The following is a 25,323-nucleotide window of genomic DNA, read 5'->3' as shown; positions in this document are numbered from 1 at the left end:
CCATGACCACCATCTCCGAGAACTCGACGGTTCCCACGGCGACCGACGCGACCCCGGCAACCGGCCTCATCGGCTTCGTCCCCGCCCGGATCGCCCGCGCCCTCACCCTCGGCGGCGGCGCCCTCACGGCCGCCGGCTGCTTCCTCGCCTGGACCTGGACCCCCAGCTTCCCCGGCGACCTCACGTACTACGGCTCCCCCGCGGGCCTCCAGCTCCAGGTCCTCGTCGTCAGCGTCCTGACCGTCCTCTTCGGACTGTCCACGTACGGCGTCAAGGGCACCCGCTGGCTCACCCCGGCCGGCGGCGACGCGGCCCTCAAACTCGCCGCGCTCGCCACCTTCGCCATCACCTGGTTCACGGTCGGCGCCATCAGCATCGAGCTCGGCGGACCCGTCAACCTGGAGCCCGGCGGCTTCGTCGTCGCCGTCACCTCCCTCGTCGCCCTCCTCGGCGCCCTCGCCCTCCCGTTCGAGCGGGCCGCCGTCCACCCCGTGGACCCCGAGGACACCGGCTGGGACCAGTTCAAGCACAAGTCCGGCAACGGCTGGGCCCAGTTCAAGGCCGCCTTCGCGACCCACGGACCCGTCCGCCGCCTGCCCGCCATGAACTCCGCCGTCGAGATCCTGATCATCGCAGGCGTCCTCGCCGTGGCACTCGGCGTCTTCACCTACGGCGTCGGCACCGAGTACGACGAGCTCTTCATGGGTTTCCTGATCACGGCCGGCCTCGGCTTCGCCGCGGTCAACAAGTCCGGCCTCATGGCACAGGCCACCTCGCTCACCGCCAAGCACCAGAACCTCACCATCGCCGGCGCCTTCACCGCCGCCGCGCTCTTCCCCTTCACCCAGACCGACGACCAGTACGCGACCCTCGGCGTCTACATCCTGATCTTCGCCACCGTCGCCCTGGGCCTCAACATCGTCGTCGGCCTCGCCGGTCTCCTCGACCTCGGCTACGTCGCCTTCCTCGGCGTCGGCGCCTACGCGGCCGCCCTCGTCTCCGGAGCCCCGACCTCCCCGTTCGGCGTCCACTTCCCCTTCTGGGCCGCCGTCCTCGTCGGCGCCGGAGCCTCCCTGGTGTTCGGTGTCCTCATCGGCGCCCCGACCCTGCGGCTGCGCGGCGACTACCTCGCCATCGTGACCCTCGGCTTCGGTGAGATCTTCCGCATCGCCGTCATGAACACCGACGGCACCTCCGGACCCGACATCACCAACGGCTCCAACGGCATCGCCTCGATCCCGAACCTCAGCATCTTCGGCTTCGACTTCGGCGCCGAGCACACGATCGCCGGGTTCACCATCGGCCGCTTCGCGAACTACTTCTTCCTGATGCTGCTGATCATGGCCGTCGTCGTCCTGGTCTTCCGCCGCAGCGGCAACAGCCGCATCGGCCGCGCCTGGGTCGCCATCCGCGAGGACGAGACCGCCGCGCTCGCCATGGGCATCAACGGCTTCCGGGTCAAGCTCATCGCCTTCGCCCTCGGCGCCTCCCTCGCCGGCCTCGCCGGTACGGTCCAGGCCCACGTCACGTACACCGTGACCCCGGAGCAGTACCTCTTCGCCGGCCCCATCCCGCCCAACTCCGCCTTCCTGCTCGCCGCCGTCGTCCTCGGCGGCATGGGCACCATGAGCGGCCCCCTGGTCGGCGCGGCACTGCTCTTCCTCATCCCGAACAAGCTCCAGTTCATGGGTGAGTACCAGCTCTTCGCCTTCGGCGTCGCCCTCGTCCTGATCATGCGCTTCCGCCCGGAGGGCATCATCGCGGACCGCCGCCGCCAGCTGGAGTTCCACGAGCACGACGAGTCGCCCGCCAAGGTAGGTGCCTGAGCCATGACGACCACCACCGAGACGGCCGAGTCCACCACGGAGCCGGCCGCCCGCGAGACCGTCCTCGACGCCCGGGGCGTGACCATGCGCTTCGGCGGCCTCACCGCCGTCCGCGACGTCAACCTCACCGTCAACAGCGGCGAGATCGTCGGCCTCATCGGCCCCAACGGCGCCGGCAAGACCACCTTCTTCAACTGCCTCACCGGCCTCTACATCCCCACCGAGGGAGAAGTCCGGTACAAGGGCCAGGTCCTGCCGCCCAAGTCCTTCAAGGTCACCGACGCCGGCATCGCCCGCACCTTCCAGAACATCCGCCTCTTCGGCAACATGACCGTTCTGGAGAACGTCCTCGTCGGCCGCCACACCCGCATGAAGCAGGGCCTCTGGTCCGCGCTCCTGCGGCTCCCCGGCTTCAAGAGGGCCGAGGCCGAGGCCGAGAACCGCGCCATGGAACTCCTGGAGTTCATCGGACTCCAGGACAAGGCGCAGCACCTCGCCAAGAACCTGCCGTACGGAGAGCAGCGCAAGCTAGAGATCGCCCGCGCCCTCGCGAGCGACCCCGGCCTCATCCTGCTCGACGAGCCCACGGCCGGCATGAACCCGCAGGAGACCCGCGCGGCCGAGGAACTCATCTTCGCCATCCGGGACATGGGCGTCGCCGTCCTCGTCATCGAGCACGACATGCGCTTCATCTTCAACCTCTGCGACCGCGTCGCCGTCCTCGTCCAGGGCCAGAAGCTCATCGAGGGCGACAGCGCGACCGTCCAGGGCGACGAGCGGGTCATCGCGGCGTACCTGGGCGAGCCGGTCGACGCGCCGGCGAAGGCCGCCGAGGCCCCCGAGGCCGCGGAGCCGGAGGCCGCGGAGCCGGAGGCCGAGGCGGCTGAGGCCGAGGCCGACTCCGAGGCCGACTCCGAGGACGCCCCGGAGGCCCCCGCGGCCCCCGAGGCGGACGCCTCCGAGGACGACACCCCGCACGACCCTGCTTCGGGCAAGGAGAACGACGCATGACCGCACTGCTCGAAGTCGAGGACCTGCGCGTCGCCTACGGAAAGATCGAGGCCGTCAAGGGCATCTCCTTCTCCGTCAACGCCGGTGAGGTCGTCACCCTCATCGGTACCAACGGCGCCGGGAAGACCACCACCCTGCGGACCCTCTCCGGGCTCCTCAAGCCCGTCGGCGGCCAGATCAAGTTCGAGGGCAAGTCCCTCCGCAAGATCCCCGCCCACAAGATCGTCTCGCTGGGACTGGCGCACTCCCCCGAAGGCCGCCACATCTTCCCCCGCATGACGATCGAGGAGAACCTCCTCCTCGGCGCGTTCCTCCGCAAGGACACCGCCGGCATCGCCAAGGACGTCCAGCGCGCCTACGACCTCTTCCCCATCCTGGGCGAACGTCGCAAGCAGGCCGCCGGCACCCTCTCCGGCGGCGAACAGCAGATGCTCGCCATGGGCAGGGCCCTCATGTCCCAGCCCAAGCTGCTCATGCTCGACGAGCCCTCCATGGGCCTCTCCCCGATCATGATGCAGAAGATCATGGCGACCATCACCGAGCTCAAGGCCCAGGGCACCACCATCCTGCTCGTCGAGCAGAACGCCCAGGCCGCGCTCGCCCTCGCGGACCAGGGCCACGTCATGGAGATCGGCAAGATCGTGCTCTCCGGCACGGGCCCCGACCTCCTCCACGACGAGTCCGTCCGCAAGGCGTACCTCGGCGAGGACTGAGCCCCACGAACCGAAGGCCCGCCCCACAGTGCTGTGGGGCGGGCCTTCTCGCGTACGCGGAGGGCGAGGGCTACTGGCCCTTGGCCGCCTTCTTCTCCTCGGCGTCCTCGATGACCGCCTCGGCGACCTGCTGCATGGACATGCGGCGGTCCATGGACGTCTTCTGGATCCACCGGAACGCGGCGGGCTCCGTCAGGCCGTACTGCGTCTGCAGGATCGACTTCGCGCGGTCCACGAGCTTCCGCGTCTCCAGACGCTGCGAGAGGTCCGCGACCTCCTGCTCCAGGGCACGCAGCTCCGCGAAGCGCGAGACGGCCATCTCGATGGCCGGGACGACGTCGCTCTTGCTGAACGGCTTCACCAGGTACGCCATGGCGCCGGCGTCGCGGGCCCGCTCGACGAGCTCGCGCTGCGAGAAGGCGGTGAGCATGAGGACGGGGGCGATGGACTCGCCGGCGATCTTCTCGGCGGCGGAGATCCCGTCCAGGACGGGCATCTTCACGTCGAGGATGACCAGGTCGGGACGGTGCTCGCGGGCGAGCTCGACGGCCTTCTCACCGTCTCCGGCCTCGCCGACGACGGTGTACCCCTCCTCCTCCAGCATCTCCTTGAGGTCCATGCGGATGAGCGCCTCGTCCTCGGCGATGACGACGCGGGTCGTCAGCGGCGGGACGTGCGACGCCTCGGCGTCGTCGGCGGGCTGGGGCGACTCGGGGGCGGTCACGGGGGCTCCTCGTTCCAGGGCAGGACGCTGCACGAAGAAGCCTACCTAGCTGCTGGCCGGACCGGTGACCGGGTACACTCCGACTTGCGATCTGCCGGGTTGGTGGAATGGCATACACGGATGTCTCAAACACATCTGCCCGTGAGGGCTTGCGGGTTCGAGTCCCGCACCCGGCACAGACTCTGAAGCGGACGTTCACCTTCGCGTGAACGTCCGCTTTTCGCTGCACGCGGCGACGTTTCGTCACCCAGAGTGATCGCATGATCTTTCACGGCGTGGAAGTACGACAGCGAGCCCTCACCCTGCTCCGGGACGGCGGCAAGAACGCGGACGTGGCCCGCGAGCTCAACGTGCCACTGGGCACGATCAGTTACTGGAAGCACATGGACCGCGCCAAGCGCGGAGAGTGCCCGGGCAGGCGAAGCCCGATGTGCCCCCGCTGCGACGGCCGGGAGCTGGACGAGGCGGCGTACGCGTACCTCCTGGGCCTCTATCTCGGCGACGGCCACATCAGCCACAACCGAGCCATGAAAGTGCCAAGCCTCTCCGTGACGTGCGGGGACGCCTGGCCCGGCCTGATCGACGACTGCGCGAGCGCCATGACAGCGGTGTTCCCTGATAATTCCGCATTCAAGGTCCGACGACAGGGCTGCCAGGAGGTGAAGATCACCTCCCAGCACCTACCGTGCCTGTTCCCCCAGCACGGGCCTGGCAGGAAGCACGAGCGCACGATCGCGCTCGCCGCCTGGCAGCAGGAGATAGTCGACGCCCACCCCTGGGAATTCATTCGGGGGCTGATCCACTCCGACGGCTGCCGGATCACCAACTGGACCAAGAAGGTCATCGGCGGGGTACGCAAGCGCTACGAGTACCCCCGGTACTTCTTCACCAACAAGTCGGACGACATCCGCAAGCTGCTCGGTGACACGCTCGACCGGGTCGGTGTCGAGTGGCGGACCACCGCCAGGGGCACCGACCCGTACAACATCTCCGTCGCCCGCAAAGCCTCCGTCGCGCTCATGGATCTGCACGTGGGGCCCAAGCACTGACCCTGTACCGTCGGCGGCCCACCACCGACGAAGGCGAAGAACACATGGGCATCCAGCAGCCGCATCCCGTCGACCACGAGCTCGTTCAGGTCGCCGCCGAGGTCGCGCGGACTCGGTGTCGTGGGGACAACCACACCATGGCCGCCGCCGGGCGGGGCGTGGACGGGCGGATCGTGACCGCCGTCAACGCGTATCACTTCACCGGTGGGCCCTGTGCCGAGCTCGTGCTCATCGGGGCCGCCGCCTCGCAGGGGATCTACGAGCTGCGGACGATCGTCGCCGTCGGGGACCGTGAGCGGGGTGTCGTGTCGCCGTGCGGCCGGTGTCGGCAGGTGATGCTCGACTACTTCCCCGAGGTCACGGTCATCGTCGGCAGCGGGGAGGAACTCCGGGCCGTTCCCGTCGTCGAGCTGCTGCCCGCGACGTATGTCTGGGCGGATCATCAGCTCGACGAAGGGTAGAGGGGAGACGCCTACGTCAGCGGGTCGCCGATGTGGTGGACGCGGACCAGGTTCGTGGAGCCCGCCACGCCCGGCGGGGAGCCGGCCGTGATGACGACGACGTCGCCCTTCTGGCAGCGGCCGATGCGGAGGAGTTCCTCGTCGACCTGGGCGACCATCGCGTCCGTGGAGTCGACGTGGGGGCCCAGGAAGGTTTCCACGCCCCAGGTGAGGTTGAGCTGGGAGCGGGTCGCCGGGTCCGGGGTGAAGGCGAGGAGCGGGATCGGGGAGCGGTAGCGCGAGAGGCGCTTGACCGTGTCGCCGGACTGGGTGAAGGCGACGAGGAACTTGGCGCCCAGGAAGTCGCCCATCTCGGCGGCGGCGCGGGCGACGGCGCCGCCCTGGGTGCGGGGCTTGTTGCGTTCGGTGAGGGGCGGGAGGCCCTTGGCGAGGACGTCTTCCTCGGCGGCTTCGACGATGCGGCTCATCGTGCGGACCGTCTCGATGGGGTAGCGGCCGACGCTGGTCTCGCCGGAGAGCATGACGGCGTCGGTGCCGTCGATGACGGCGTTGGCGACGTCGCTGGCCTCGGCGCGGGTGGGGCGGGAGTTGTCGATCATCGAGTCGAGCATCTGGGTGGCGACGATGACCGGCTTGGCGTTGCGCTTGGCGAGTTTGACGGCGCGCTTCTGGACGATCGGGACCTGTTCGAGGGGCATTTCGACGCCGAGGTCGCCGCGGGCGACCATGATGCCGTCGAAGGCGGCGACGATCTCGTCGATGTTCTCGACGGCCTGGGGCTTTTCGATCTTCGCGATGACGGGGAGGCGGCGGCCTTCCTCGTCCATGATCCGGTGGACGTCCTCGATGTCGCGGGCGCTGCGGACGAAGGAGAGGGCGATGACGTCGGCGCCGGTGCGCAGGGCCCAGCGGAGGTCCTCGATGTCCTTCTCGGAGAGCGCGGGGACGGAGACGGCGACGCCGGGGAGGTTGAGGCCCTTGTGGTCGGAGACCATGCCGCCTTCGATGACCCGGGTGTGGACCTTGGGTCCGTCGACCGAGGTGACTTCGAGGGTGACGCGGCCGTCGTCGACGAGGATGCGTTCACCTGCGGTGACGTCGGCGGCGAGGCCGGCGTAGGTGGTGCCGCAGCAGTGGCGGTCGCCTTCCATCGGTTCGACGGTGATGGCGAACTCGTCGCCGCGTTCAAGGAGTACGGGGCCTTCGCGGAAGCGGCCGAGGCGGATCTTCGGGCCTTGAAGGTCGGCGAGGACGCCGACGCTGCGGCCGGTCTCGTCGGCGGCTTTGCGGACGCGCTGGTAGCGCTCCTCGTGTTCGGCGTAGGTGCCGTGGCTGAGGTTGAAGCGGGCCACGTCCATTCCGGCCTCGATCAATGCCTTGATCTGGTCGTATGTGTCGGTGGCGGGCCCAAGGGTACAAACGATTTTCGCTCGGCGCATGAGTCGAGCCTAGGGCTTACCGGCGGGTAGGAAATTGGTCGTGCATGACTACTCAACAACCTTTTCGTGAAAGGCTGTTGACAAGTCTTGAATGTGTGCGCAGGGGTGCTCTGATGAGCGAATTCCCCACCTCTTTTCAGAGCGTCGGAGGGGTCATCGTGAAGCGGGCGACGACCTCCGCGGTGACCGTCTGCCGTTGCGGTTCGAGATCGAGCGAGGGTCCTTCACCCGCCGACTCGGCGGCGTAGCCGACGGGTCCCGCGGCGAAGACCGGGGACATGCGCGCCTCGGTGCCTCCGAGGCCGGCGTCCGAGAGTTCGAGGAGTGAGGCGAGCGAGGTGCCGAGCGCGTCCGCGTAGGCCCGGGCGCGCTGGACGGCTTCCGTGACGGCGAGGCGGCGGGCTTCGGCGTAGGCCGGGGAGTCGGGGCGCAGCTCCCACCAGGGGCCGTCGACGGAGGTCATGTCCAGGTCGGCGAGGCGGGTGACGAGTTCGCCGAGGGCGGTGAAGTCGGTCAGCGTGGCGGCGATCCGGACCCGGCCGACGAAGGCGTGGACGCGTTCGCCGCGGCCGCGCCTGCCGAGTTCCGGGGAGAGGGAGAGGGTGCCCGTCTCCAGTTTCTCGACCGACTCCCCCAGGGCTTTGACGAGGTCGAGCGCCTGGGCGTTGCGGCGGGTGAGGTCGGCGAGGACCGTGGGGCGGTCGGTGCCGCGCGCCGTGACGTACACCCAGATCCGGGCCCGGTCGGGCTCGACGTCGAGTCGTCCTTCGCCACGGACCGTCACGTGGGGTGCGTCGGGGGTGGCGTGGTCGTGTGTCACGTCGGCGCTCCTGGGTGTGTGTGGTGTGCGGTAACGGTGGCCCGTACAACATTTTCCCACTCCGTAACCGGAAGGGCCTGTTGCCGGGTGTTGCTCCTGAGCCAGAATCTACGCGCGTTGTGCGTCAGTGACGACGTCATCGAACCAAGGAGAAGCACATGCCGTTGAACCGCCGGACGTTCCTGGAGAGCTCCGTCGCCGTCGGAGCCGGAGCCGCCCTCGCCGCGGGTGCCGTCGCCCCCGCCGAGGCCGCCGGCCCGCGTCCCCGGCCGGCCAAGCGGTACTCGTTCACCGTGATGGGGACGACCGATCTGCACGGAAATGTCTTTAACTGGGACTACTTCACGGACAGGGAGTTCGACGACAAGGCGCACAACGACGTCGGTCTCGCGAAGATCTCCACGCTCGTCGACCAGGTCCGTGCCGCCAAGGGGCGGTGCAACACGCTGCTCATCGACGCCGGTGACACGATCCAGGGCACCCAGCTCTCGTACTACTACGCCAAGGTCGACCCGATCACGCAGGTCGGCGGCCCGGTGCACCCGATGGCGCAGGCGATGAACGCGATCGGGTACGACGCCGCCGCGCTCGGCAACCACGAGTTCAACTACGGCATACCGGTGCTGCGCAAGTTCGAGGAGCAGTGCGACTTCCCGCTGCTCGGTGCCAACGCGCTCGACGCGAAGACGCTGCGCCCGGCGTTCGCCCCGTACAGCATGCACACGATGCGGACCCCGCACGGCCGTGACGTGAAGGTCGCGATCCTCGGTCTGACGAACCCGGGCATCGCGATCTGGGACAAGGCGAACGTCACCGGCAAGATGGTGTTCCCGGGCCTTGAGGAGCAGGCGGCGAAGTGGGTGCCGAAGCTGCGCTCCATGGGCGCGGACGTGGTCGTCGTGTCGGCGCACTCGGGTTCGAGCGGCACGTCCTCGTACGGTGACCAGCTCCCGCACATCGAGAACGCGGCCGGTCTCGTCGCCGAGCAGGTGCCGGGCATCGACGCGATCCTCGTCGGTCACGCGCACACCGAGATCCCCGAGTACCGGGTGAAGAACAAAGAGACGGGTCAGGACGTCGTCCTGTCCGAGCCGCTGAAGTGGGGCCAGCGCCTGACGCTGTTCGACTTCGACCTGGTGTGGGAGAAGGGCCGCTGGGTCGTCGAGAAGGTCGGCGCGCAGGTTCTCAACTCGAACACGGTGGCCGAGGACCCGGAGATCGTCGGCCTCCTGGAGGACGAGCACAAGAAGGTCGTCGCGTACGTCAACCAGGTCATCGGCACCTCGACGGCGGCGATGACCACGGCGGACGCGCCGTGGAAGGACGAGCCGATCATCGACCTGATCAACGTCGTCCAGGCGGAGACGGTGAAGGCGGCGCTGGCCGGTGGCGCGTACGCGGCCCTGCCGGTCCTGTCGCAGGCGTCCTGCTTCTCCCGCACGGCCCGCATCCCGTCCGGTGAGATCACCATCAAGGACGCGGCGGGCCTGTACCCCTTCGAGAACACCATGGAGGCCCGCCTCCTGACGGGCGCCCAGCTCAAGGACTACCTGGAGTACTCGGCGAAGTACTACGTCCAGACGCCGGCGGGCGCGCCCGTCGACACGGCGAAGCTCACCAACGCCGCCGCCACCCCCGACTACAACTACGACGCCGTGTCGGGTCTGACGTACGAGATCGACATCGCGAAGCCGGCCGGTCAGCGGATCGTCGGCCTGTCCTTCGAGGGCAAGCCGCTCGACCCGGCGGCGCGGTTCGTGCTCGCGGTGAACAACTACCGGGCGAGCGGCGGCGGCGCGTTCCCGCACGTGGCGAACGCGCAGCAGCTGTGGGCGAACTCGGACGAGATCCGTAACACCATCATCCAGTGGGTGAAGGCGAAGGGGACGGTCGACCCGGGCCAGTTCGCTTCGGTGGACTGGAAGCTGACCCGGGACGGTGTGCCGGTCTTCTAGTCGACCGGCCTTCCGGTCGTCACACGTTCTGCGCGAGAGGCGTCAGCTTCCGGTCCTGTGCCGGGATGCTCGGCGCCTCTCGTGTTTCCAGGCCGAAGGTGGTGAAGGCGGTGCGGCGGGGCAGGGGGTAGGGCTCCTTGCCGGTGAGGGTGTTGAGGATGGTGGCGCTGCGCCAGGCGGCGAGGCCGAGGTCGGGGGCGCCGACGCCGTGGGTGTGCTTCTCGGCGTTCTGTACGTAGACGGCGCCGGTGACGGAGGGGTCGAGGACGAGGCGGTACCGCTCGTCGATGCGGGCGCGTCCCGCGGCGTCGTGGCGGAGGTACGGGTCGAGGCCGGCGAGCATGCGGTCGACGGGGCGTTCGCGGTAGCCGGTGGCGAGGACGACGGCGTCGGTGGTGAGGCGGGAGCGGGTGCCCTGCTGGACGTGTTCGAGGTGCAGTTCGACCTGGGTGGTGGCGACGCGTCCGGCGGTGCGGACGCGGACGCCGGGGGTGAGGACGGCGTCGGGCCAGCCGCCGTGGAGGGTGCGGCGGTAGAGCTCCTCGTGGATGGCGGCGATCGTGTCGGTGTCGATGCCCTTGTGGAGCTGCCACTGGCGGGGGACGAGTTCGCCGCGTACGGGCTCGGGGAGGGCGTGGAAGTAGCGGGTGTAGTCGGGGGTGAAGTGTTCCAGGCCGAGCTTGGAGTACTCCATGGGGGCGAAGGCCTCGGTGCGGGCGAGCCAGTGGATCTTCTCGGCGCCCTCGGGGCGGTGGCGGAGGAGGTCGAGGAAGACCTCGGCGCCGGACTGGCCGGAGCCGATGACGGTGACGTGGCCGGCGCGCAGGAGCGTCTCGCGGTGGGTGAGGTAGTCGGCGGAGTGGACGACGGGGACGCCGGGGGCGTCGGCGAGGGGGCGCAGCGGTTCGGGGACGTAGGGCTCGGTGCCGACGCCGAGGACGACGTTGCGGGTGTAGGCGCGGCCGAGGGCCTCGGCTTCGCCGGTGGGGTCGATCTGGGTGAAGTCGACTTCGAAGAGGCGGCGTTCGGGGTTCCAGCGGACGGAGTCGACCTGGTGGCCGAAGTGGAGGCCGGGGAGGCGTTCGCTGACCCAGCGGCAGTAGGCGTCGTACTCGGCGCGCTGGATGTGGAACTTCTCGGCGAAGTAGAAGGGGAAGAGGCGCTCGCGGCTCTTGAGGTAGTTGAGGAAGGTCCAGGGGCTGGCGGGGTCGGCGAGGGTGACGAGGTCGGCGAGGAAGGGGACCTGGAGGGTGGCGCCGTCGAGGAGGAGGCCGGGGTGCCAGTGGAAGGCGGGCTTCTGCTCGTAGAAGGTGGCGGCGATGCCGCCGGGGATGCCGTGGGCGAGGGCGGCGAGGGAGAGGTTGAAGGGGCCGATGCCGATGCCGACGAGGTCGTGGGGCTGGTCGAGGTCCTGGGGTGCGGGGTCGGGGGTGGGGGTGGTGCTGCCGGTCATCGGTGCGTGCTGCCTTCCACGAGGGTGATGAGCTGTGCGAGGTCGTCGGGGGTGGCGTGGGGGTTGAGCAGGGTGGCCTTGAGCCACAGGCGGCCGTCGGCCTCGGCGCGGCCGAGGACGGCACGGCCCTCGGCGAGGAGGGTGCGACGGATCGCGGCGACGGCCGGGTCGGGGGCGCCGCTGGGGCGGAAGAGGACGGTGGTGAGGGTGGGGCGGGCCCTGAGGTCGAGGCCGGGGGTCTTCTCGACGAGGTCGGCGAGGTCCTGGGCGCGTTCCATGCAGGTGTCGACGAGGGCGGCGAGGCCGGTGCGGCCGAGGGCGCGGAGGGTGACGGCGGTCTTGAGGACGTCGGGGCGGCGGGTGGTGCGCAGGGAGCGGCCGAGGAGGTCGGGGAGGCCGGCCTCGGTGTCGTCGTCGGCGTTGAGGTAGTCGGCGGTGTGGCCGAGTACGGCGAGGTCGGCGGTGTCGCGGACGGCGAGGAGGCCGGCGGCGGCGGGCTGCCAGCCGAGTTTGTGGAGGTCGACGGTGACGGTACGGGCGCGGTGGAGGCCGTCGAGGAGCCGGCGGTGCGTCGGGCTGAGGAGGACGGGGCCTCCGTAGGCGGCGTCGACGTGGAGGTCGGCCCCGTGGGCCTCGCAGACGTCGGCGAGGGCGGTGAGCGGGTCGACGAGGCCGGCGTCGGTGGTGCCGGCGGTGGCGACGGCGAGGGCGGGGCCGGGGGTGCGTGCGAGCGCTTCGGCCAGGGCAGCGGGGGTCAGGATGCCGTCGGGGGTGGGGACGGGGATCGGTTCGGGGAGGCCGAGGAGCCAGGCGGCGCGGTGGAAGGAGTGGTGGGCGTTGGCGCCGACGACGACGCGGAGTCGGTGGCCTTGGCGGCCGTGGCGTTCTCGCGCGAGGAGCAGGGCGAGTTGGTTGGACTCGGTGCCGCCGGTGGTGACGAGGGCGTCGGGGGTGGGGGCGGTGGGGTCCGGGTCCGGGTCCGGGTCCGGGTCCCCGGGGTAGACCTCGGCGGCGAGGGCTGCCGTGACCGCCGCTTCCAGGGCGGAGGCGGCCGGGGCCTGGTCCCAGGAGTCCATCGAGGGGTTGAGCGCGGAGGCCGCGAGGTCGGCGGCGGCGGCGAGGGCGAGCGGGGGTGTGTGGAGGTGGGCGGCGCAGAGGGGGTGGGCGGGGTCGGCGGCGCCTTCGGCGAGGGCGTGGACGAGCGTGCGCAGGGCCTCGTGGGGGTCGGTGCCGTGTTCGGGGAGTACGGCTCCGAGGGCGGCCGTCACGTGCCGTGCGACCTGGTCCGGTCCGCCTGCCGGGAGGGGGCCTCCCCTGGCCTGGGCTCCTTCGTGGAGGGCGTCGAGGACGGTGTCCAGGAGGGGGCGGAGGGCGGCGGGGCCGGGGGTGTCGCCGGCGAGGGGTGGGGGTGCGGCACGCATGGACGACAGCGTGGCGGGCCTCGCGGGGCGTTGTCCGGGGCATTCGGGGCTTTGACCCGAATGAGGGACCCTGCGGGTCCCTCGCCCGGGTCCTGTGCCTGGCCCGCACCGGGTGTGCGACGTGCACGGGGTGCGGGTTCAGGCGCGGGAGCCTAGGCCCGGCAGGGGGTGCCGTTCCGTTGTGCCCACCCGCCCCCAAGCTCTGCGAGCAGGGGGGACCCCCGGCCCCAGCGGAACGACTGCCCACAACGAAACGGCGGCGCGGCCCGCGACGGAACGGCGGGGCGGCGCCCGCAGACGACTGCGAGCGGCGCCCCGGCAGGGGTGTCAGGCCTGGCGGGTCTTCAGGGCTCGGCGGAGGTCGTCGAGTTGGTCGACCAGCTTGCGGTGGAGGGCCGGGATCACGGAGTCGCCGGCCAGGTGGGATTCGCCGAGGGTGAGGGAGGCCTCGTCGATCGCGTAGGACGGGAAGGCGTAGCGGCCCGCGGCTTCGGCCATGGCCGGGCCGCGGCGGGCGCCGAGGGCGGCGGCGTCCTCGTAGAAGCGGGGGATGTAGTCCCGTACGAGGTCGGCGTGTTCGGGCTGCCAGAAGCCGAGGGCGGTGGCGGTGAACAGGTAGTTGGAGAGGTCGTCGGTGTCGAAGAGGGCCGACCAGGCGGCCGCCTTCGCCTCGGCGGTGGGCAGGGAGGCGCGGCAGCGGGCGGCGCCCTCCTGGCCGGTGGCGCTGGGGTCGCGCTCCAGCTCGGCGGCGATCACGGTCTCGTCGGTGGCGCCGAGGACGGCGAGGCGGGCGAGGATCTGCCAGCGGAGTTCGGGGTCGAGTTCGGGGCCGCCGTGGACGGTGCCCTCCTCCAGCCAGGAGGCGATCTTGTCGGGGGTGGTGGCGCTGCCGATGTACGCGCGGACGGCGGTGAGGCGCAGGCCGGGCGCGTCGCCGTCCTCGGTGCGGCGGAGGAGGGCGCGGGCGATCTCGCCGATGGTGGCGAGGGCGGCGGGGCGCTCGGCCTCGGAGACGTACCGGTCGGCGATCTGCGTGCGGGCGAAGCCGAGGACGCCCTGGACGACGGCGAGTTCGGTCTCCTCGGGGAGGTGCGCGAGGGCGGTCTCCAGGTACGCGACCGGTTCGAGGACGCCGTCGCGGACCATGTCGCGGAGCGCGTTCCAGACGACGGCGCGGGTGAGGGCGTCGGGGATGCGGGAGATGCCGCGGAGGGCGGTCTCCTCGGAGACCTCGTCGAAGCGGAGCTTGGTGTAGGTGAGGTCGTTCTCGTTGAGGACGACGAGGGCCGGGCGGGGGCCGGTGAGGTCGAGGGGGGCTTCCTGCGGGACGTCGAGGACGTGGCGTTCGCGGAGGACGAGTTCGCCGTCGGGGCGGCGGTCGTAGACGCCGGCCTCGATGCGGTGGGGGCGGCTCCCGTCGCGGTCGACGGTGAGCTGCCAGCGGGTGCCTTCGCCGTCGAGGCGGGGGGTGAGGGTGTCGACGCCGGTGGTGCGGAGCCACTGTTCGGCCCAGGCGTGGACGTCGCGGTCGGTGGCGGCGGCGAGGTTGTCGATGAAGTCGGCGAGGGTGGCGTTGCCGAACTTGTGGCGCTTGAAGTGGATGTTGATGCCGGCGAGGAAGTCGTCCTCGCCGAGCCAGGTGACGAGCTGGCGGAGGGCGGAGGCGCCCTTGGCGTAGGAGATGCCGTCGAAGTTGAGGAGCGCGGAGGCGGTGTCGGGGACGGCCTCGGGGTCCGGGGCGACGGGGTGGGTGGAGGGGCGCTGGTCGGCCTCGTAGCCCCAGGCCTTGCGGGTGACGCCGAAGTCGACCCAGGTGTCGGGGAAGAGGTCGGAGCAGGCTTCGTTGACGGTCTGGTAGCCCATGTACTCGGCGAAGGACTCGTTCAGCCAGATGTCGTCCCACCAGCGGAGGGTGACGAGGTCGCCGAACCACATGTGGGCCATCTCGTGGGCGATGACCATGGCGCGGGTCTGGCGTTCGGTGACGGTGACGGCGGAGCGGAAGACGAACTCGTCGCGGAAGGTGACGAGTCCGGGGTTCTCCATGGCGCCGGCGTTGAACTCGGGGACGAAGGCCTGGTCGTACGAGTCGAAGGGGTAGGGCTCGTCGAACTTCTCGTGGAAGCGGTCGAAGCAGGCCTTGGTGACGGCGATGATCTCGTCGGCGTCGGCGTCGAGGTGGGGGGCGAGGGAGCGGCGGCAGTGGATGCCGAAGGGCAGTCCGGCGTGCTCGGTGCGGACGCTGTGCCAGGGGCCGGCGGCGACGCAGACGAAGTAGGTGGAGAGGAGCGGGGTGGCGGCGGCCTTCCAGACGCCGTCGGCCTGCTGCTCGGTGATGCCGTTGGCGAGGACGGTCCAGCCTTCGGGGGCGGTGACGCTCAGCTCGAAGACGGCCTTGAGGTCGGGCTGGTCGAAGGCGGCGAAGACGCGCTGGACGTCTTCCATGAAGAGCTGGGTGTAGACGTAGGACTCGCCGTCGGTGGGGTCCGTGAAGCGGTGCATGCCCTCGCCGGTGCGGGAGTACCGCATGGTGGTGGCGACGCGGAGCTCGTGCTCGCCCTCGGTGAGGGTGAGGGGGAGGCGGTTGCCGTCGAGGGCGGCGGTGTCGAGGGCCTGTCCGTCGAGGGTGGCGGAGTGCAGGGTCTCGGGCTTGAGCTCGACGAAGGTGTCCCCGGCGGCGCGGGCGGTGAATCGGACGGTGCTGGTGGACTCGAAGGTCTCGGCGCCGGTGGTGAGGTCGATGTCCACCTGGTAGCGGTGGACGTCGAGGAGCTGGGCACGGGTCTGCGCTTCGTCGCGCGTCAGTACGGACATGGGTGCCATGCTGCCTGATGGATTTCTCCTCAGGCCAGCCCTGAGCCGTTCAGGTGGGCGAAGGCGGCGGTGATGCGGGGGCGGTCGTAGCCCGTGGGGGCGGCCGCGCCGCTGGAGATCAGGGCGTGGAGGAGGATGCGGGCCTTGGCGGGGTCGAGGGGTCCGGCGGGGATGAGGCCGTGGTGGAGGAGGTCGTACTCGGAGCCGGGGCCGCGGTAGGTCTCGGTGAGGGTCGTTCCGGCGCCGGTGCGGGAGGCGAGGACGACGGGGATGCGGCGGGCGATCTCGGCGAGGGGTTCGACGAGCCAGGTGGGGGCGTGTCCGGCGCCGAAGGCGGCGACGACGAGGCCCTGGAAGCGGTCGTCGACGGCGTCGAGGAGTTCGCCGCGGTCGCCCTGGGAGAGGGTGACGAGGGCGACGCGGACGGCCGGGTCGAAGGAGAGGCGGCAGAGGGCGCTGGGGACGGCGGGGCGGAGGAGGACGCGGGGTTCGCCCTCGATGACGGCGCCGAGGGGGCCGGCGCCGGGTGAGGCGAAGGTGGCGACCGAGGTGGTGTGGGTCTTGCGGGCGTGGCGGGCGGCGTGGATCTCGTCGGCGAGGACGACGAGGACGCCGAGGTTCCGGCAGGCGGGGTCGGCGGCGACGGCCAGGGCGGCGGCGAGGTTGGCGGGGCCGTCGGCGCCGGGGAGGTCGGGGCGGCGCATGGCGCCGGTGACGGCGACGGGCTGTTCGGTGGTGCAGAGGAGGTCGAGGAGGAAGGCGGTCTCCTCCAGGGTGTCGGTGCCCTGGACGACGACGACGCCGGAGCCGTCGGCGACGGTCCGCCGGATCTCGTCGGCGAGGGCGGCGAGGTCCTCGTGGGTGAGGGAGGAGCTGGGGACGCGGCGGAAGTCGCGCAGGGTGACCTCGGCGCCGTGGGGTGCGCCGAGTTCGGCGAGGACCTCCTGGCCGGTCATGCGGGCGGCGTCGCCGCCGCGCGCGGAGATCGTGCCTCCGAGGGTGAAGACCGTCACGCGTGCCATCAGCGTGCTCCGTCCGCGATCGTCTCGTGGTGGCGGATGACCTCGGCGATGATGAAGTTGAGGAGTTTCTCCGCGAAGGCCGGGTCCAGTCTGGCGCTCTCGGCGAGTTCCCGCAGCCGGGCGATCTGGCGGGCCTCGCGGGCGGGGTCGGCGGGCGGGAGCTGGTGGGCGGCCTTGAGGACGCCGACCTGCTGGGTGCACTTGAAGCGTTCGGCGAGCATGTGGACGACGGCCGCGTCGATGTTGTCGATGCTCTCGCGCAGGCGGGTCAGCTCGGCCATGACGTCCGCGGTGGTTCCCGCGGCGGTGCCGGCGGCGGTGCCGGCCGCGGTGTCGTTCGGGTTGCTCGTGTCGCTCATGGTCACGGAGCTTAGACGGATCTTCCGGCGATGGTGGGCGGGTGTTCGGGATCCGGAACCCGGTCGCTCCAGCCGCCGGGGACGGTACGTCCCTGCTGTTCGCGGAAGCGGATGGGCGCGGTGCCGACGCGTCGGGTGAAGAGTCGGGAGAAGTAGGCGGGGTCGTCGTAGCCGACGCGGCGGGCGACGGCGGCGACGGGGAGGTCGGTGGCGGCGAGGAGTTCCTTGGCGCGGCCGAGGCGGACGGTGAGGAGGTAGTCCTTGGGGCTGCATCCGGCGGCGCGGCGGACGGCGGTGCGGAGTTCGGCGGGGGTCATGCCGTGGCGGGCGGCGTGTTCGGCGACGGTGAGGGGCCGGCAGGCGTCGCGGGCGAGGGCGGCGAGGACGGGGTCGCCGTCGGCGTTGGTGTCGGCGCGGGCACGGCGGAGGGCGACGAGGAGTTCGTGGACGGCGGCGCCGGTCTCGACTTCGAGGAGGGGGTTGCCGGGGCGGGCGGCGCGGGCGATGCGGCCGATGGCGGCGCGGGCGGGGGCGGCGTCGGAGAGGGGGACGACGGGCCGGTCGGGTTCGATGTAGCCGAGTTCGGTGTACGTGGCGGTGGCGGGCCCGGAGAAGTCGACGAAGGCCTCGTCCCAGCCGGTGGCGGGGTCGGCGCCGTAGTGGTGGGGGGTGCCGGGGGTGAGCCAGATGAGGGCGGGGGCGGTGACGGTGGTGCGGCGGCCGTCGGCGCCGCGGTACCAGCCGCCGCCGGCGGAGACGAGGACGGCGACGTGGTGGTCGAGGGTGCGGGGGCCGACGGTGGGGAGGGTGCCGTGCTGGAGTCCGACGCCGAGGCAGACGAGTCCGAGGCGGTGGTGGACGGGGCTGGGCGTGAAGTAGCGCATCCAGGTGTGGTACATCGCGCGGCCCGCCCTCTCGTACGTCCAAACTGCGACGATCTTTGTCCATGGACCCTCTCGCCGCCAGAGGGCGAGGGTGAGGCATGAGCACGTTCGCTGTGGGTGACGAGGACTTTCTGCTCGACGGGCGGCCGGTGCGGCTGCTGTCGGGGGCGCTGCACTACTTCCGCGTGCACGAGGAGCTGTGGGAGCACCGGCTCGGGATGCTGCGGGCGATGGGCCTCAACTGTGTCGAGACGTATGTGCCGTGGAACCTGTACGAGCCGGAGCCGGGGCGGTACGGGGACGTGGAGGCGCTCGGCCGGTTCCTGGACGCGGTGGAGCGGGCCGGGTTGTGGGCGGTCGTGCGGCCGGGGCCGTACATCTGTGCCGAGTGGGAGAACGGCGGTCTGCCGCACTGGCTGACGGGGCCGCTGGGGCGGCGTGTCCGGACGCTCGATCCGGAGTTCTGCGCTCCGGTGGGGGGCTGGTTCCGGCGGCTGCTTCCGCAGGTGGTGGAGCGGCAGGTGGACCGGGGCGGTCCGGTGCTGATGGTGCAGGTGGAGAACGAGTACGGGAGTTACGGGAGCGACCGGGGCTATCTGGAGTGGGTGGCGGGGCTGCTGCGCAGGTGCGGGGTGAGTGTGCCGCTGTTCACCTCGGACGGGCCCGAGGACCACATGCTGACGGGTGGTTCGGTGCCGGGGGTCCTCGCGACGGCGAACTTCGGTTCGGGGGCGCGGGAGGCGTTCGCGACGCTGCGGCGGCACCGTCCGTCGGGGCCGCTGATGTGCATGGAGTTCTGGTGCGGCTGGTTCGACCACTGGGGCACGGAGCACGCGGTGCGGGAGGCGGCGGAGGCGGCGGGGGCGCTGCGGGAGATCCTGGAGTGCGGGGCGTCGGTCAACCTCTACATGGCGCACGGCGGGACGAACGCGGGCGGATGGGCGGGGGCGAACCGGACGGGTGAGCTGCACGACGGGGAGCTGCGGCCGACGGTGACCTCGTACGACTACGACGCGCCGGTGGACGAGGCGGGGCGGCCGACGGAGAAGTTCTGGGCGTTCCGCGAGGTGTTCGCGGAGTACGCGGACGGGCCGCTGCCGGAGGTGCCGGAGCCGCCGGTGCGGATCGGTGGGCCGGTGCGGGGCGGGCTCGGGGAGTGGGCGGCGCTCGGGGAGGTCCTGGAGGTGCTCGGCGACGAGGAGGTGGTGGCGCCGATGCCGCCGTCCTTCGAGGAGCTGGGGGTGGACCGGGGGGTGGTCCGTTACCGGGTGGCGGTGCCGGGGCCCCGGCGGCCGTATCCGCTGGGGGTGACGGGGCTGCGGGACCGGGCGACGGTGTACGTGGACGGGGTCCTGGCGGGGGTGCTCGACGCGGAGGAGGCGGTGCTGGCGGAGCCGGTGGCCGGCCCGGCGGTGGTGGAGCTGTGGGTGGAGTCGCTCGGGCGGGTCAACTACGGGCCGCGGCTGGCGGAGGCGAAGGGGATCACGGGCGGGGTGCGGCACGAGCGGCAGTACCTGCACGGGGTGGTGGCGCGGGGGCTGCGGCTGGACGCGTTCGGGGCGGGGGCGGTGGCGGAGGTGCCGTTCGGGCCCGCGGCCGGCGTGTCGGATCCGGGGCTCCACCGGGGGTTCCTCGACGTGGCGGGTCCGGGCGACGCGGAGCTGCGGCTGCCGGGGGCGGGTCGGGGCTTCGTGTGGGTGAACGGTTTCTGCCTGGGCCGGTACTGGTCGGTGGGCCCTCAGGAGGCGTTGTTCGTGCCGGGCCCGGTGCTGCGGGAGGGCGCGAACGAGGTGTGGGTGCTGGCGCTGGAGGGCGGGGTGCCCGAGGTGGTGGTGGGGTGAGGTGCCCGGGGTGCTGATGGGGTGAGGTGCCCGGGGTGCTGGTGGGGTGAGGTGTACGGGGGCGGTGGCCCGTCCCCGTACACCCCGGGTTTCCGCGTGCGGGGCTACAGCGTCGCCGCGGCCGAGGTGATCGCGGCGGCGAAGGTCGAGACCTCCGTGTAGACGCCCGGGAAGCCGGGCCGTGCGCAGCCCTCGCCCCAGCTCACGATGCCGACCTGGATCCAGGCACCGGCGTTGTCCTTGCGGAACATCGGGCCGCCGGAGTCACCCTGACAGGTGTCGACCCCGCCCTCGTTGAATCCGGCGCAGATCTCCTCGCCGGGGACGAGGGAGCCGCCGTACGCCGACTGGCACGCGGCGTCGGTGACGAAGGGGACGGTCGCCTTGCGCAGGTAGCGCTGCTGCGAGCCGCCCTCGCGGGTGGCGCCCCAGCCGGCGACGGTGAAGGTGCCGTTGTTGTACGCGGTGGTGTCGGCGATCTTGAGCGTGGGGAGCGTGGTGATCGGCGAGGCGAGCTTGATGAGGGCCCAGTCCTTGCCGGTGCCGTTGTAGCCGGGCGCCTGGAGGACCTTGGTGGACTTCACCTTGATGGCGCTGCTCGACTGGAGGTCGACGACCCCGGCGGTGGCGGTGATGGAGGTGTTGTTTCCGGAGCCGCTGACGCAGTGGGCGGCGGTGAGGACGATCTGCGGGGTGAGCAGGGAGCCTCCGCAGCCCATGGAGAGGCGGACCATCCAGGGGAACTCGCCCTGGGCGGCGCGGACGCCGCCGACGACGGGGGCGGGGGCGGCGGACGCGGTGGTGGTGGGCTGGAGGCTGACCGCGGCGAGGACCACGGCGCCCGCGGCGGCGAGTTTCTGAAGGGCGCTGACCAGTCGGTTCTTCTTCACTCGTCTTCCTTCTGTCATGGGGGGTGGGGCCCGGCGGGGGCGTGGCATGGCGCGACACGACGTGCCACATGGCGTGCCACATGGACATGACATGCGCCCGTCAAGGCATGTCCGGATTATGGACATCGCCCAACTGCCCCCACAAGGAAGCCTTTTCGGCCAGAACCGGTGAGATGACCGTACAGTGGAACGAAGGGGGGATCCGGTATGCCGAACCGCGATGGGGCCGACCGTGTGGTGCACGGATTTCCGCACCTCGCCGCCGTCCGCGCCTCCCTCACCGCGCTCTACCGCCGCGTCTCCCCCGACGGCGTCCGCCGCTACCCGCTGAGCGTGGCCGCCGCCGACATGGCCATCGGCGACGCGGAGGACCTCCACCTCGGGACCCAGCGGGTCGCCCGGACGCTCGTGGCGCACCTTCGCCTGCCCGAGGCCCGGATGGTGGCGAGTTTCCGCCCGATGGAGCACGCGGCGACCGTGGAGCTCGCGGCGGGGCCGGAGTACTTCGTCGAGCTCAACGACCGGTTCAGGACGCGCCGCCGGGACATCGGGGCGGCCCTCGCGCACGAGATCACCCATGTGCTGCTGCACCGGCTCGGCCTCGGCTTCCCCGGCACGGCGGAGAACGAGATCCTCACGGACGTCGTGACCACCTATCTGGGTGCCGGGTGGCTGCTGCTCGACGCGTACCGGCGGGACGGGGTGGAGCGGCAGAGGCTCGGCTACCTGACGCCGGAGGAGTTCGGCTACGTCCTCGCGAAGCGGGCGGAGGTCTTCGGGGAGGACCCGTCGCCGTGGTTCACGAGCGCGGTGGCGTACGAGGCGTGGGTACGGGGCCGGGCCGAGGCGGAGCGGGAGCGGCGGGTGCCGCCGCTGGCCGGGGCGGGATGGGCGGAGCGGCGGCGGTACGGCAGGGAGCGGCGGCTCGGGCGGGCGGCGACGGGCGCCCCGTACGCCTTCGACGGCGGGGCGCCGGCGGCGGGGGTCGCCTTCGGCTGCCCGGTCTGCTGCCAGCGGCTGCGGGTCCCGGCGGGTCGGAGCCTGCGGGCGCGGTGCGGGGTGTGCGGCTCGGTCGTGGACTGCGCGGCCTGAGACGCGCGGAACGGATTTGCGCCATACGCCGACGGCGGGTCAGGGTCGGTGCATGAGCACGCTGTTCGACGCGATCCGGGCCGGGGACGAGGACGGGGCCGTACGGGCCCTGCGGGGCGGGGCCGACCCCGAGGGAGTCGAGGACGGGGAGACCGCGCTGTACCAGGCGGCCGTCGGGAACGAGCCGGGGATCGTGCGGGTGCTGCTCGCCGCCGGGGCGGACCCGGGGCGCGCCGCCGAGGACCCCGGCGGGCTGCCGCTGTGCGGGGCCGCCTGCGGCGGGCACACCGGGGTCGTGCGGGCGCTGCTCGCGGGCGGGGCGGCCGCCGACCAGGAGGAGGCGTACGGCTACACGGCCCTCGCGTGGGCGGTCGGGCTCGGGCACACCGAGACGGTGCGGGCGCTCCTGGAGCACGGCGCCGACCCGGACCGGCCGGGTCCTGACGGGGTCGTGCCGCTGGTCGCGGCGGCCCGGCGGGGCTCGTCCTCGTGCGTACGGGCGCTGCTCGACCACGAGGCGGCGGGGCGGGAGGCGGCGCTGCGGGAGGCGCGGCGGTGGATCGGCGCGGACATCGCGGCCGAGCTGCGGCGGGGGCTCGTCGCGGGGAACGACGGCGGGCAGACGTACGAGGCGGTGGTGCGGCGGGTACGGGAGGACGGCGGGATCACCGTCGTCGTCGACCTGCTGCGGGAGAACGGGGCTCCGTCGCGGAGTGCCGAGCGGCAGACGGGGCACGCGGCGATCGCGACGCTCCTGGAGGCGGCGATGGGGCTGCGGACGGCGCACGAGGAGCTGGCGGCGCGGGCGTTGCGGTGCGGGGACCCGGCGCTCGACGACTGGACGACGGCGGTCGACGTACTGGCGGGGCGGGCGGACGAGGAGACGTTCGTGGCGGCGGCCGGCTGGTGCGCCTACCGCGACCCGCTGCGGCAGGCGCTGGGCGCGCGGGTCCTCGGGGCGCTGCCGGGCTTCGGCCCGAGCGCGGTCCCGGTGCTGCGGCGTCTGACGGCGGGCCCGGCACGGGAGCCGCTCCTCTCCGCCGTCCTCTCCCTCGGGGAGTGCGGGGACGCCAGCGCGGTCCCGGAGCTCCTCGCGGCGGCGGGGCACGCGGACGCGGCGGTACGGCGGGCGGTCGCGGGCGCGCTGGCCGGGATCGTCCCGCCCGGCCACACGGAGGCGCTGGGGGTGCTGCTCGCGCTGAGCCGGGACGGCGACGCGCGGGTACGGGACTGGGCGACGCTCGCGCTGGCGGAACTGCCCGACGACACCCCGCTCGTCCGGGAGGGGCTGGCGGAACGCCTGTCCGACGAGGACCCGGAGACGGTCGCGGAGGCCGCCCGCGGCCTGGCCATCCGCCAGGACCCCCGCGCGGTGGACGCCCTGGCGGCCCTCCTCGCCGACGGCGACCCGGACGGCCCGGCCCGCGAAACGGCCGTGGCGGCCCTGGAACACATCGCCGACGCCCGCGTACGAGCCCGCCTGGAGTGGACGAGCCCGCGGTGCCGGTGAGGGGGCTTCACCGGGCCTGACGGTCCGGTCCGGGACCGGTCCGGGACCGGACCGGGACCGGGACCGGGACCGGGACCGGGACCGGGGTCGGGACCGGGACCGGGGTCGGGACCGGGACCGGACCGGGACCGGGACCGGGGTCGGGACCGGGACCGGGGTCGGGACCGGGACCGGGGTCGGGACCGGGACCGGGGTCGGGACCGGGACCGGGGTCGGGACCGGGGTCGGGACCGGGACCGGGGTCGGGGCAGGCGCGGGGCCGACGCGGGGCGGCGCGAGGCCGGAGCGGGGGCGGCGCGGGACCGGAGCGGGGCCGGAGTCGTCGGGCCTCAGGCCCCGTACACCGGGTGCGGAGGCTCCGAGGCGGCCAGGAGTTTACGGGCCGTCTCGCCCGTTTCCGTCGGGGTGCGGCGGGTGGGGTGGTGGTCCGTGGGGCCGGGGCGCCAGCCCTCCATGACCGTGAGGCGGCCTCCTTCCGCTTCGAAGACGCGGCCGGTCACGCCCGTCGACGCGGTGGAGCCGAGCCAGACGACCAGCGGGGACACGTCCTCGGGGAGGGCTTCCAGGCCCTCGAAGACCTGTTCCGTCATGCGGGTGCGGGCCGCCGGGGCGATGGCGTTGACCTGGACTCCGTACCGGGCCATTTCCGCCGCCGCGACCAGGGTCAGGCCGACGATCCCGGCCTTCGCCGCCGCGTAGTTGCCTTGGCCGACGCTGCCGAGGAGGCCCGCGCCCGAGGTGGTGTGGACGACGCGGGCCTCCGGGGTCCTGCCCGCCTTCGTCTCGGCCCGCCAGTGCGCGGAGGCGTGCTTCAGGGGCAGGAAGTGGCCCTTCAGGTGGACCCGCATGACGGCGTCCCAGTCCTCCTCGTCGAGGTTGACGAGCATCCGGTCGCGGAGGAAGCCCGCGTTGCTGACGAGGGTGTCCAGACGGCCGTAGGCGTCGAGCGCCGTCGCGATCAGCCCGGCCGCGCCCTCGGTGGTCGCGATGTCGCCGCCGTGGGCGACCGCCTCGCCGCCCGCCGCCCTGATCTCCTCGACGACCGCCGCCGCCGGGCTGTCGGGGCCGGGGCGGCCGTCGAGGCCGACGCCGAGGTCGTTGACGACGACCTTCGCGCCCTCCGCCGCGAAGGCGAGGGCGTGGGCCCGGCCGAGGCCCCGGCCCGCTCCCGTAACGATCGCCACGCGGCCCGCACACAGTCCATCGGTCATGTCAGCTCTCCTTGTTCGCTGTTGCCGCGTCGAGGAAGGCGGGCCGTTCCCCGCCGCCGTGCACCAGGAGCGAGGCCCCCGAGACGTACGCCGCCCGGTCGGAGGCGAGGAAGACGGCCGCGTCGCCGATCTCGTCGGGCGCGGCGAGCCGGCCGAGGGGGACGGTCCGGCCGACGGCGTCGAGTCCGGCCTCGTCGCCGTAGTGCAGGTGGGACAGTTCGGTCCTGACCATGCCGAGGACCAGGGTGTTGACCCGGACCTCGGGGGCCCATTCGACGGCCATCGAGCGGGCGAGGTTCTCCAGGCCCGCCTTGGCCGCGCCGTACGCGGCCGTGCCGGGCGAGGGGCGGGTGCCGCTGACGCTGCCGATCATCAGGACGGAGCCGCGCGCGGCCCGGAGCAGGGGGTGCGCGGCGAGGCTGACGGCGAGCGGGGCGGTGAGGTTCAGTTCGACGACCCGCGCGTGCCGTTCGGCCTCCCCCTCCCCCAGGAGGCGGTACGGCGTGCCGCCCGCGTTGTTCACGAGGGTGTCGAGGCGGCCGTACCGGGCGGTCAGGGTGGTGGTGAAGAAGTCGCGTACGGCTTCGGGGTTCCGCAGGTCCAGCGGGTGGAAGTCGGCGGTGCGGCCCGCCGCTTCGACCGGCGCGTCCGGGGGTCTGCGGGCGCAGACGGCGACCCGGGCGCCGGCCCGGAGGAAGGCGCGGGCGATGCCCGCACCGACGCCGCGTGTTCCGCCGGTGACGAGCACGACCCTCCCGTCCAGCTCCATGGGCTGCTACCTTCCTCCTCAGGTCACCTAACAAACGTTTGGTGGAAAGGTAGCTGATC

The 25,323-nt window shown here is 72.3% G+C and carries 21 protein-coding genes and 1 tRNA gene; 10 read left to right on the top strand and 12 right to left on the bottom strand.

The annotated features are described in order from the left end of the window. The first annotated feature begins 2 nt into the window (after positions 1-2). Genes ACFC0Z_RS23185 through ACFC0Z_RS23175 form a run of 3 tightly spaced genes read left to right on the top strand, consistent with a single transcriptional unit; the run spans position 3 to position 3,550 of the window. Positions 3-1,826, top strand: a complete 1,824-nt coding sequence (locus ACFC0Z_RS23185; protein ID WP_376441053.1) for a branched-chain amino acid ABC transporter permease — start codon at positions 3-5, stop codon at positions 1,824-1,826. A gap of 3 nt (positions 1,827-1,829) precedes the next feature. Further along, on the top strand, positions 1,830-2,837 hold the full coding sequence (locus ACFC0Z_RS23180) for an ABC transporter ATP-binding protein (RefSeq protein ID WP_376441050.1): 1,008 nt from the start codon (positions 1,830-1,832) through the stop codon (positions 2,835-2,837). Continuing rightward, the gene (locus tag ACFC0Z_RS23175; RefSeq protein ID WP_376441047.1) at positions 2,834-3,550 is read left to right on the top strand and encodes an ABC transporter ATP-binding protein; all 717 of its coding nucleotides are present in this window, start codon (positions 2,834-2,836) and stop codon (positions 3,548-3,550) included. The genes ACFC0Z_RS23180 and ACFC0Z_RS23175 overlap by 4 nt, the downstream gene beginning before the upstream one ends. A 70-nt stretch (positions 3,551-3,620) precedes the next feature. On the opposite strand, the gene ACFC0Z_RS23170 is transcribed toward ACFC0Z_RS23175, so the two are convergent. Further along, positions 3,621-4,274, bottom strand: a complete 654-nt coding sequence (locus ACFC0Z_RS23170) for a response regulator (protein WP_360806953.1) — start codon at positions 4,272-4,274, stop codon at positions 3,621-3,623. 93 nt (positions 4,275-4,367) lie between these two features. Here ACFC0Z_RS23170 and ACFC0Z_RS23165 point away from each other — a divergent pair. The 3 genes from ACFC0Z_RS23165 (at position 4,368) to ACFC0Z_RS23155 (ending at position 5,784) form a co-directional block, all read left to right on the top strand. Beyond that, positions 4,368-4,450, top strand: a tRNA-Leu gene (locus tag ACFC0Z_RS23165). An 84-nt stretch (positions 4,451-4,534) separates the two neighbouring features. Continuing rightward, positions 4,535-5,323 (top strand): helix-turn-helix domain-containing protein, encoded by a 789-nt coding sequence (locus ACFC0Z_RS23160; protein WP_376441044.1) that lies wholly within the window; start codon positions 4,535-4,537, stop codon positions 5,321-5,323. Positions 5,324-5,367: 44 nt separating this feature from the next. After that, positions 5,368-5,784: a cytidine deaminase gene (locus ACFC0Z_RS23155; RefSeq protein WP_376441041.1), complete on the top strand. Its 417-nt coding sequence runs from the start codon at positions 5,368-5,370 to the stop codon at positions 5,782-5,784. Positions 5,785-5,795: 11 nt separating this feature from the next. Here ACFC0Z_RS23155 and pyk read toward each other — a convergent pair whose 3' ends face one another. Further along, entirely contained in the window at positions 5,796-7,223 is a 1,428-nt protein-coding gene (gene pyk, locus ACFC0Z_RS23150) for a pyruvate kinase (protein WP_376441038.1), read from the bottom strand. A gap of 136 nt (positions 7,224-7,359) precedes the next feature. Further along, positions 7,360-8,043, bottom strand: coding sequence for an SIMPL domain-containing protein (locus ACFC0Z_RS23145; protein ID WP_376441035.1), 684 nt, complete (start codon positions 8,041-8,043; stop codon positions 7,360-7,362). A 158-nt stretch (positions 8,044-8,201) separates the two neighbouring features. Here ACFC0Z_RS23145 and ACFC0Z_RS23140 point away from each other — a divergent pair, with 158 nt between their 5' ends. Then, positions 8,202-9,998 carry a bifunctional metallophosphatase/5'-nucleotidase gene (locus ACFC0Z_RS23140; protein ID WP_376441032.1) on the top strand — a complete coding sequence of 599 codons (1,797 nt, stop codon included), beginning with the start codon at positions 8,202-8,204 and terminating at the stop codon, positions 9,996-9,998. A gap of 19 nt (positions 9,999-10,017) precedes the next feature. Here the strand turns inward: ACFC0Z_RS23140 and ACFC0Z_RS23135 are convergent, their stop codons facing one another. The 6 genes from ACFC0Z_RS23135 to ACFC0Z_RS23110 all read right to left on the bottom strand — a co-directional run bounded on the left by ACFC0Z_RS23135 (position 10,018) and on the right by ACFC0Z_RS23110 (position 17,966). Further along, a complete protein-coding gene (locus ACFC0Z_RS23135) occupies positions 10,018-11,451 on the bottom strand; it encodes a lysine N(6)-hydroxylase/L-ornithine N(5)-oxygenase family protein (protein WP_376441029.1) in 1,434 nt (477 codons plus the stop codon). After that, on the bottom strand, positions 11,448-12,872 hold the full coding sequence (locus ACFC0Z_RS23130) for a pyridoxal phosphate-dependent decarboxylase family protein (RefSeq protein WP_376441026.1): 1,425 nt from the start codon (positions 12,870-12,872) through the stop codon (positions 11,448-11,450). Before ACFC0Z_RS23130 ends, ACFC0Z_RS23135 begins: the two co-directional genes overlap by 4 nt. A gap of 327 nt (positions 12,873-13,199) precedes the next feature. Continuing rightward, on the bottom strand, positions 13,200-15,686 hold the full coding sequence (pepN, locus tag ACFC0Z_RS23125) for an aminopeptidase N (protein ID WP_376441024.1): 2,487 nt from the start codon (positions 15,684-15,686) through the stop codon (positions 13,200-13,202). A gap of 29 nt (positions 15,687-15,715) precedes the next feature. Continuing rightward, positions 15,716-16,708: an asparaginase gene (locus ACFC0Z_RS23120; RefSeq protein ID WP_376441021.1), complete on the bottom strand. Its 993-nt coding sequence runs from the start codon at positions 16,706-16,708 to the stop codon at positions 15,716-15,718. Continuing rightward, positions 16,708-16,989, bottom strand: a complete 282-nt coding sequence (locus tag ACFC0Z_RS23115) for a chorismate mutase (protein WP_376441313.1) — start codon at positions 16,987-16,989, stop codon at positions 16,708-16,710. Before ACFC0Z_RS23115 ends, ACFC0Z_RS23120 begins: the two co-directional genes overlap by 1 nt. A gap of 89 nt (positions 16,990-17,078) precedes the next feature. After that, complete coding sequence (locus ACFC0Z_RS23110; protein WP_376441018.1) at positions 17,079-17,966, bottom strand: AraC family transcriptional regulator; 888 nt, start codon at positions 17,964-17,966, stop codon at positions 17,079-17,081. Positions 17,967-18,049: 83 nt separating this feature from the next. Here ACFC0Z_RS23110 and ACFC0Z_RS23105 point away from each other — a divergent pair, with 83 nt between their 5' ends. Then, positions 18,050-19,792, top strand: a complete 1,743-nt coding sequence (locus ACFC0Z_RS23105) for a beta-galactosidase family protein (protein WP_376441015.1) — start codon at positions 18,050-18,052, stop codon at positions 19,790-19,792. Positions 19,793-19,896: 104 nt separating this feature from the next. On the opposite strand, the gene ACFC0Z_RS23100 is transcribed toward ACFC0Z_RS23105, so the two are convergent. Continuing rightward, positions 19,897-20,700 (bottom strand): serine protease, encoded by an 804-nt coding sequence (locus ACFC0Z_RS23100; protein ID WP_376441012.1) that lies wholly within the window; start codon positions 20,698-20,700, stop codon positions 19,897-19,899. Positions 20,701-20,889: 189 nt separating this feature from the next. Here ACFC0Z_RS23100 and ACFC0Z_RS23095 point away from each other — a divergent pair, with 189 nt between their 5' ends. Beyond that, positions 20,890-21,774, top strand: a complete 885-nt coding sequence (locus ACFC0Z_RS23095) for a hypothetical protein (RefSeq protein WP_376441009.1) — start codon at positions 20,890-20,892, stop codon at positions 21,772-21,774. 52 nt (positions 21,775-21,826) lie between these two features. Further along, positions 21,827-23,284 (top strand): ankyrin repeat domain-containing protein, encoded by a 1,458-nt coding sequence (locus tag ACFC0Z_RS23090; protein ID WP_376441006.1) that lies wholly within the window; start codon positions 21,827-21,829, stop codon positions 23,282-23,284. 329 nt (positions 23,285-23,613) lie between these two features. On the opposite strand, the gene ACFC0Z_RS23085 is transcribed toward ACFC0Z_RS23090, so the two are convergent. Together ACFC0Z_RS23085 and ACFC0Z_RS23080 are read right to left on the bottom strand one after the other, a co-directional pair. Next, the gene (locus ACFC0Z_RS23085; protein ID WP_376441003.1) at positions 23,614-24,495 is read right to left on the bottom strand and encodes an SDR family oxidoreductase; all 882 of its coding nucleotides are present in this window, start codon (positions 24,493-24,495) and stop codon (positions 23,614-23,616) included. 1 nt (position 24,496) lies between these two features. Then, positions 24,497-25,264 carry an SDR family oxidoreductase gene (locus ACFC0Z_RS23080; protein WP_376441000.1) on the bottom strand — a complete coding sequence of 256 codons (768 nt, stop codon included), beginning with the start codon at positions 25,262-25,264 and terminating at the stop codon, positions 24,497-24,499. Between the last annotated feature and the right edge of the window lie 59 nt (positions 25,265-25,323).

Origin of the sequence: Streptomyces sp. NPDC056144 (assembly GCF_042264145.1) — a bacterium.
GTDB lineage: Bacteria > Actinomycetota > Actinomycetes > Streptomycetales > Streptomycetaceae > Streptomyces.
This window is presented reverse-complemented; position numbering and strand designations above follow the sequence as displayed.

What these genes read in the sequence shown, in the direction of transcription:
- ACFC0Z_RS23110 (WP_376441018.1), bottom strand. Translation starts at nt 17,966, where the DNA reads ATGTACCACACCTGGATGCGCTACTTCACGCCCAGCCCCGTCCACCAC.
- pepN (WP_376441024.1), bottom strand. Translation starts at nt 15,686, where the DNA reads ATGTCCGTACTGACGCGCGACGAAGCGCAGACCCGTGCCCAGCTCCTC.
- ACFC0Z_RS23085 (WP_376441003.1), bottom strand. Translation starts at nt 24,495, where the DNA reads ATGACCGATGGACTGTGTGCGGGCCGCGTGGCGATCGTTACGGGAGCG.
- ACFC0Z_RS23095 (WP_376441009.1), top strand. Translation starts at nt 20,890, where the DNA reads ATGCCGAACCGCGATGGGGCCGACCGTGTGGTGCACGGATTTCCGCAC.
- ACFC0Z_RS23100 (WP_376441012.1), bottom strand. Translation starts at nt 20,700, where the DNA reads ATGACAGAAGGAAGACGAGTGAAGAAGAACCGACTGGTCAGCGCCCTT.
- ACFC0Z_RS23160 (WP_376441044.1), top strand. Translation starts at nt 4,535, where the DNA reads ATGATCTTTCACGGCGTGGAAGTACGACAGCGAGCCCTCACCCTGCTC.
- ACFC0Z_RS23180 (WP_376441050.1), top strand. Translation starts at nt 1,830, where the DNA reads ATGACGACCACCACCGAGACGGCCGAGTCCACCACGGAGCCGGCCGCC.
- pyk (WP_376441038.1), bottom strand. Translation starts at nt 7,223, where the DNA reads ATGCGCCGAGCGAAAATCGTTTGTACCCTTGGGCCCGCCACCGACACA.
- ACFC0Z_RS23105 (WP_376441015.1), top strand. Translation starts at nt 18,050, where the DNA reads ATGAGCACGTTCGCTGTGGGTGACGAGGACTTTCTGCTCGACGGGCGG.
- ACFC0Z_RS23185 (WP_376441053.1), top strand. Translation starts at nt 3, where the DNA reads ATGACCACCATCTCCGAGAACTCGACGGTTCCCACGGCGACCGACGCG.
- ACFC0Z_RS23175 (WP_376441047.1), top strand. Translation starts at nt 2,834, where the DNA reads ATGACCGCACTGCTCGAAGTCGAGGACCTGCGCGTCGCCTACGGAAAG.
- ACFC0Z_RS23090 (WP_376441006.1), top strand. Translation starts at nt 21,827, where the DNA reads ATGAGCACGCTGTTCGACGCGATCCGGGCCGGGGACGAGGACGGGGCC.
- ACFC0Z_RS23120 (WP_376441021.1), bottom strand. Translation starts at nt 16,708, where the DNA reads ATGGCACGCGTGACGGTCTTCACCCTCGGAGGCACGATCTCCGCGCGC.
- ACFC0Z_RS23140 (WP_376441032.1), top strand. Translation starts at nt 8,202, where the DNA reads ATGCCGTTGAACCGCCGGACGTTCCTGGAGAGCTCCGTCGCCGTCGGA.
- ACFC0Z_RS23135 (WP_376441029.1), bottom strand. Translation starts at nt 11,451, where the DNA reads ATGACCGGCAGCACCACCCCCACCCCCGACCCCGCACCCCAGGACCTC.
- ACFC0Z_RS23155 (WP_376441041.1), top strand. Translation starts at nt 5,368, where the DNA reads ATGGGCATCCAGCAGCCGCATCCCGTCGACCACGAGCTCGTTCAGGTC.
- ACFC0Z_RS23080 (WP_376441000.1), bottom strand. Translation starts at nt 25,264, where the DNA reads ATGGAGCTGGACGGGAGGGTCGTGCTCGTCACCGGCGGAACACGCGGC.
- ACFC0Z_RS23115 (WP_376441313.1), bottom strand. Translation starts at nt 16,989, where the DNA reads ATGGCCGAGCTGACCCGCCTGCGCGAGAGCATCGACAACATCGACGCG.
- ACFC0Z_RS23130 (WP_376441026.1), bottom strand. Translation starts at nt 12,872, where the DNA reads ATGCGTGCCGCACCCCCACCCCTCGCCGGCGACACCCCCGGCCCCGCC.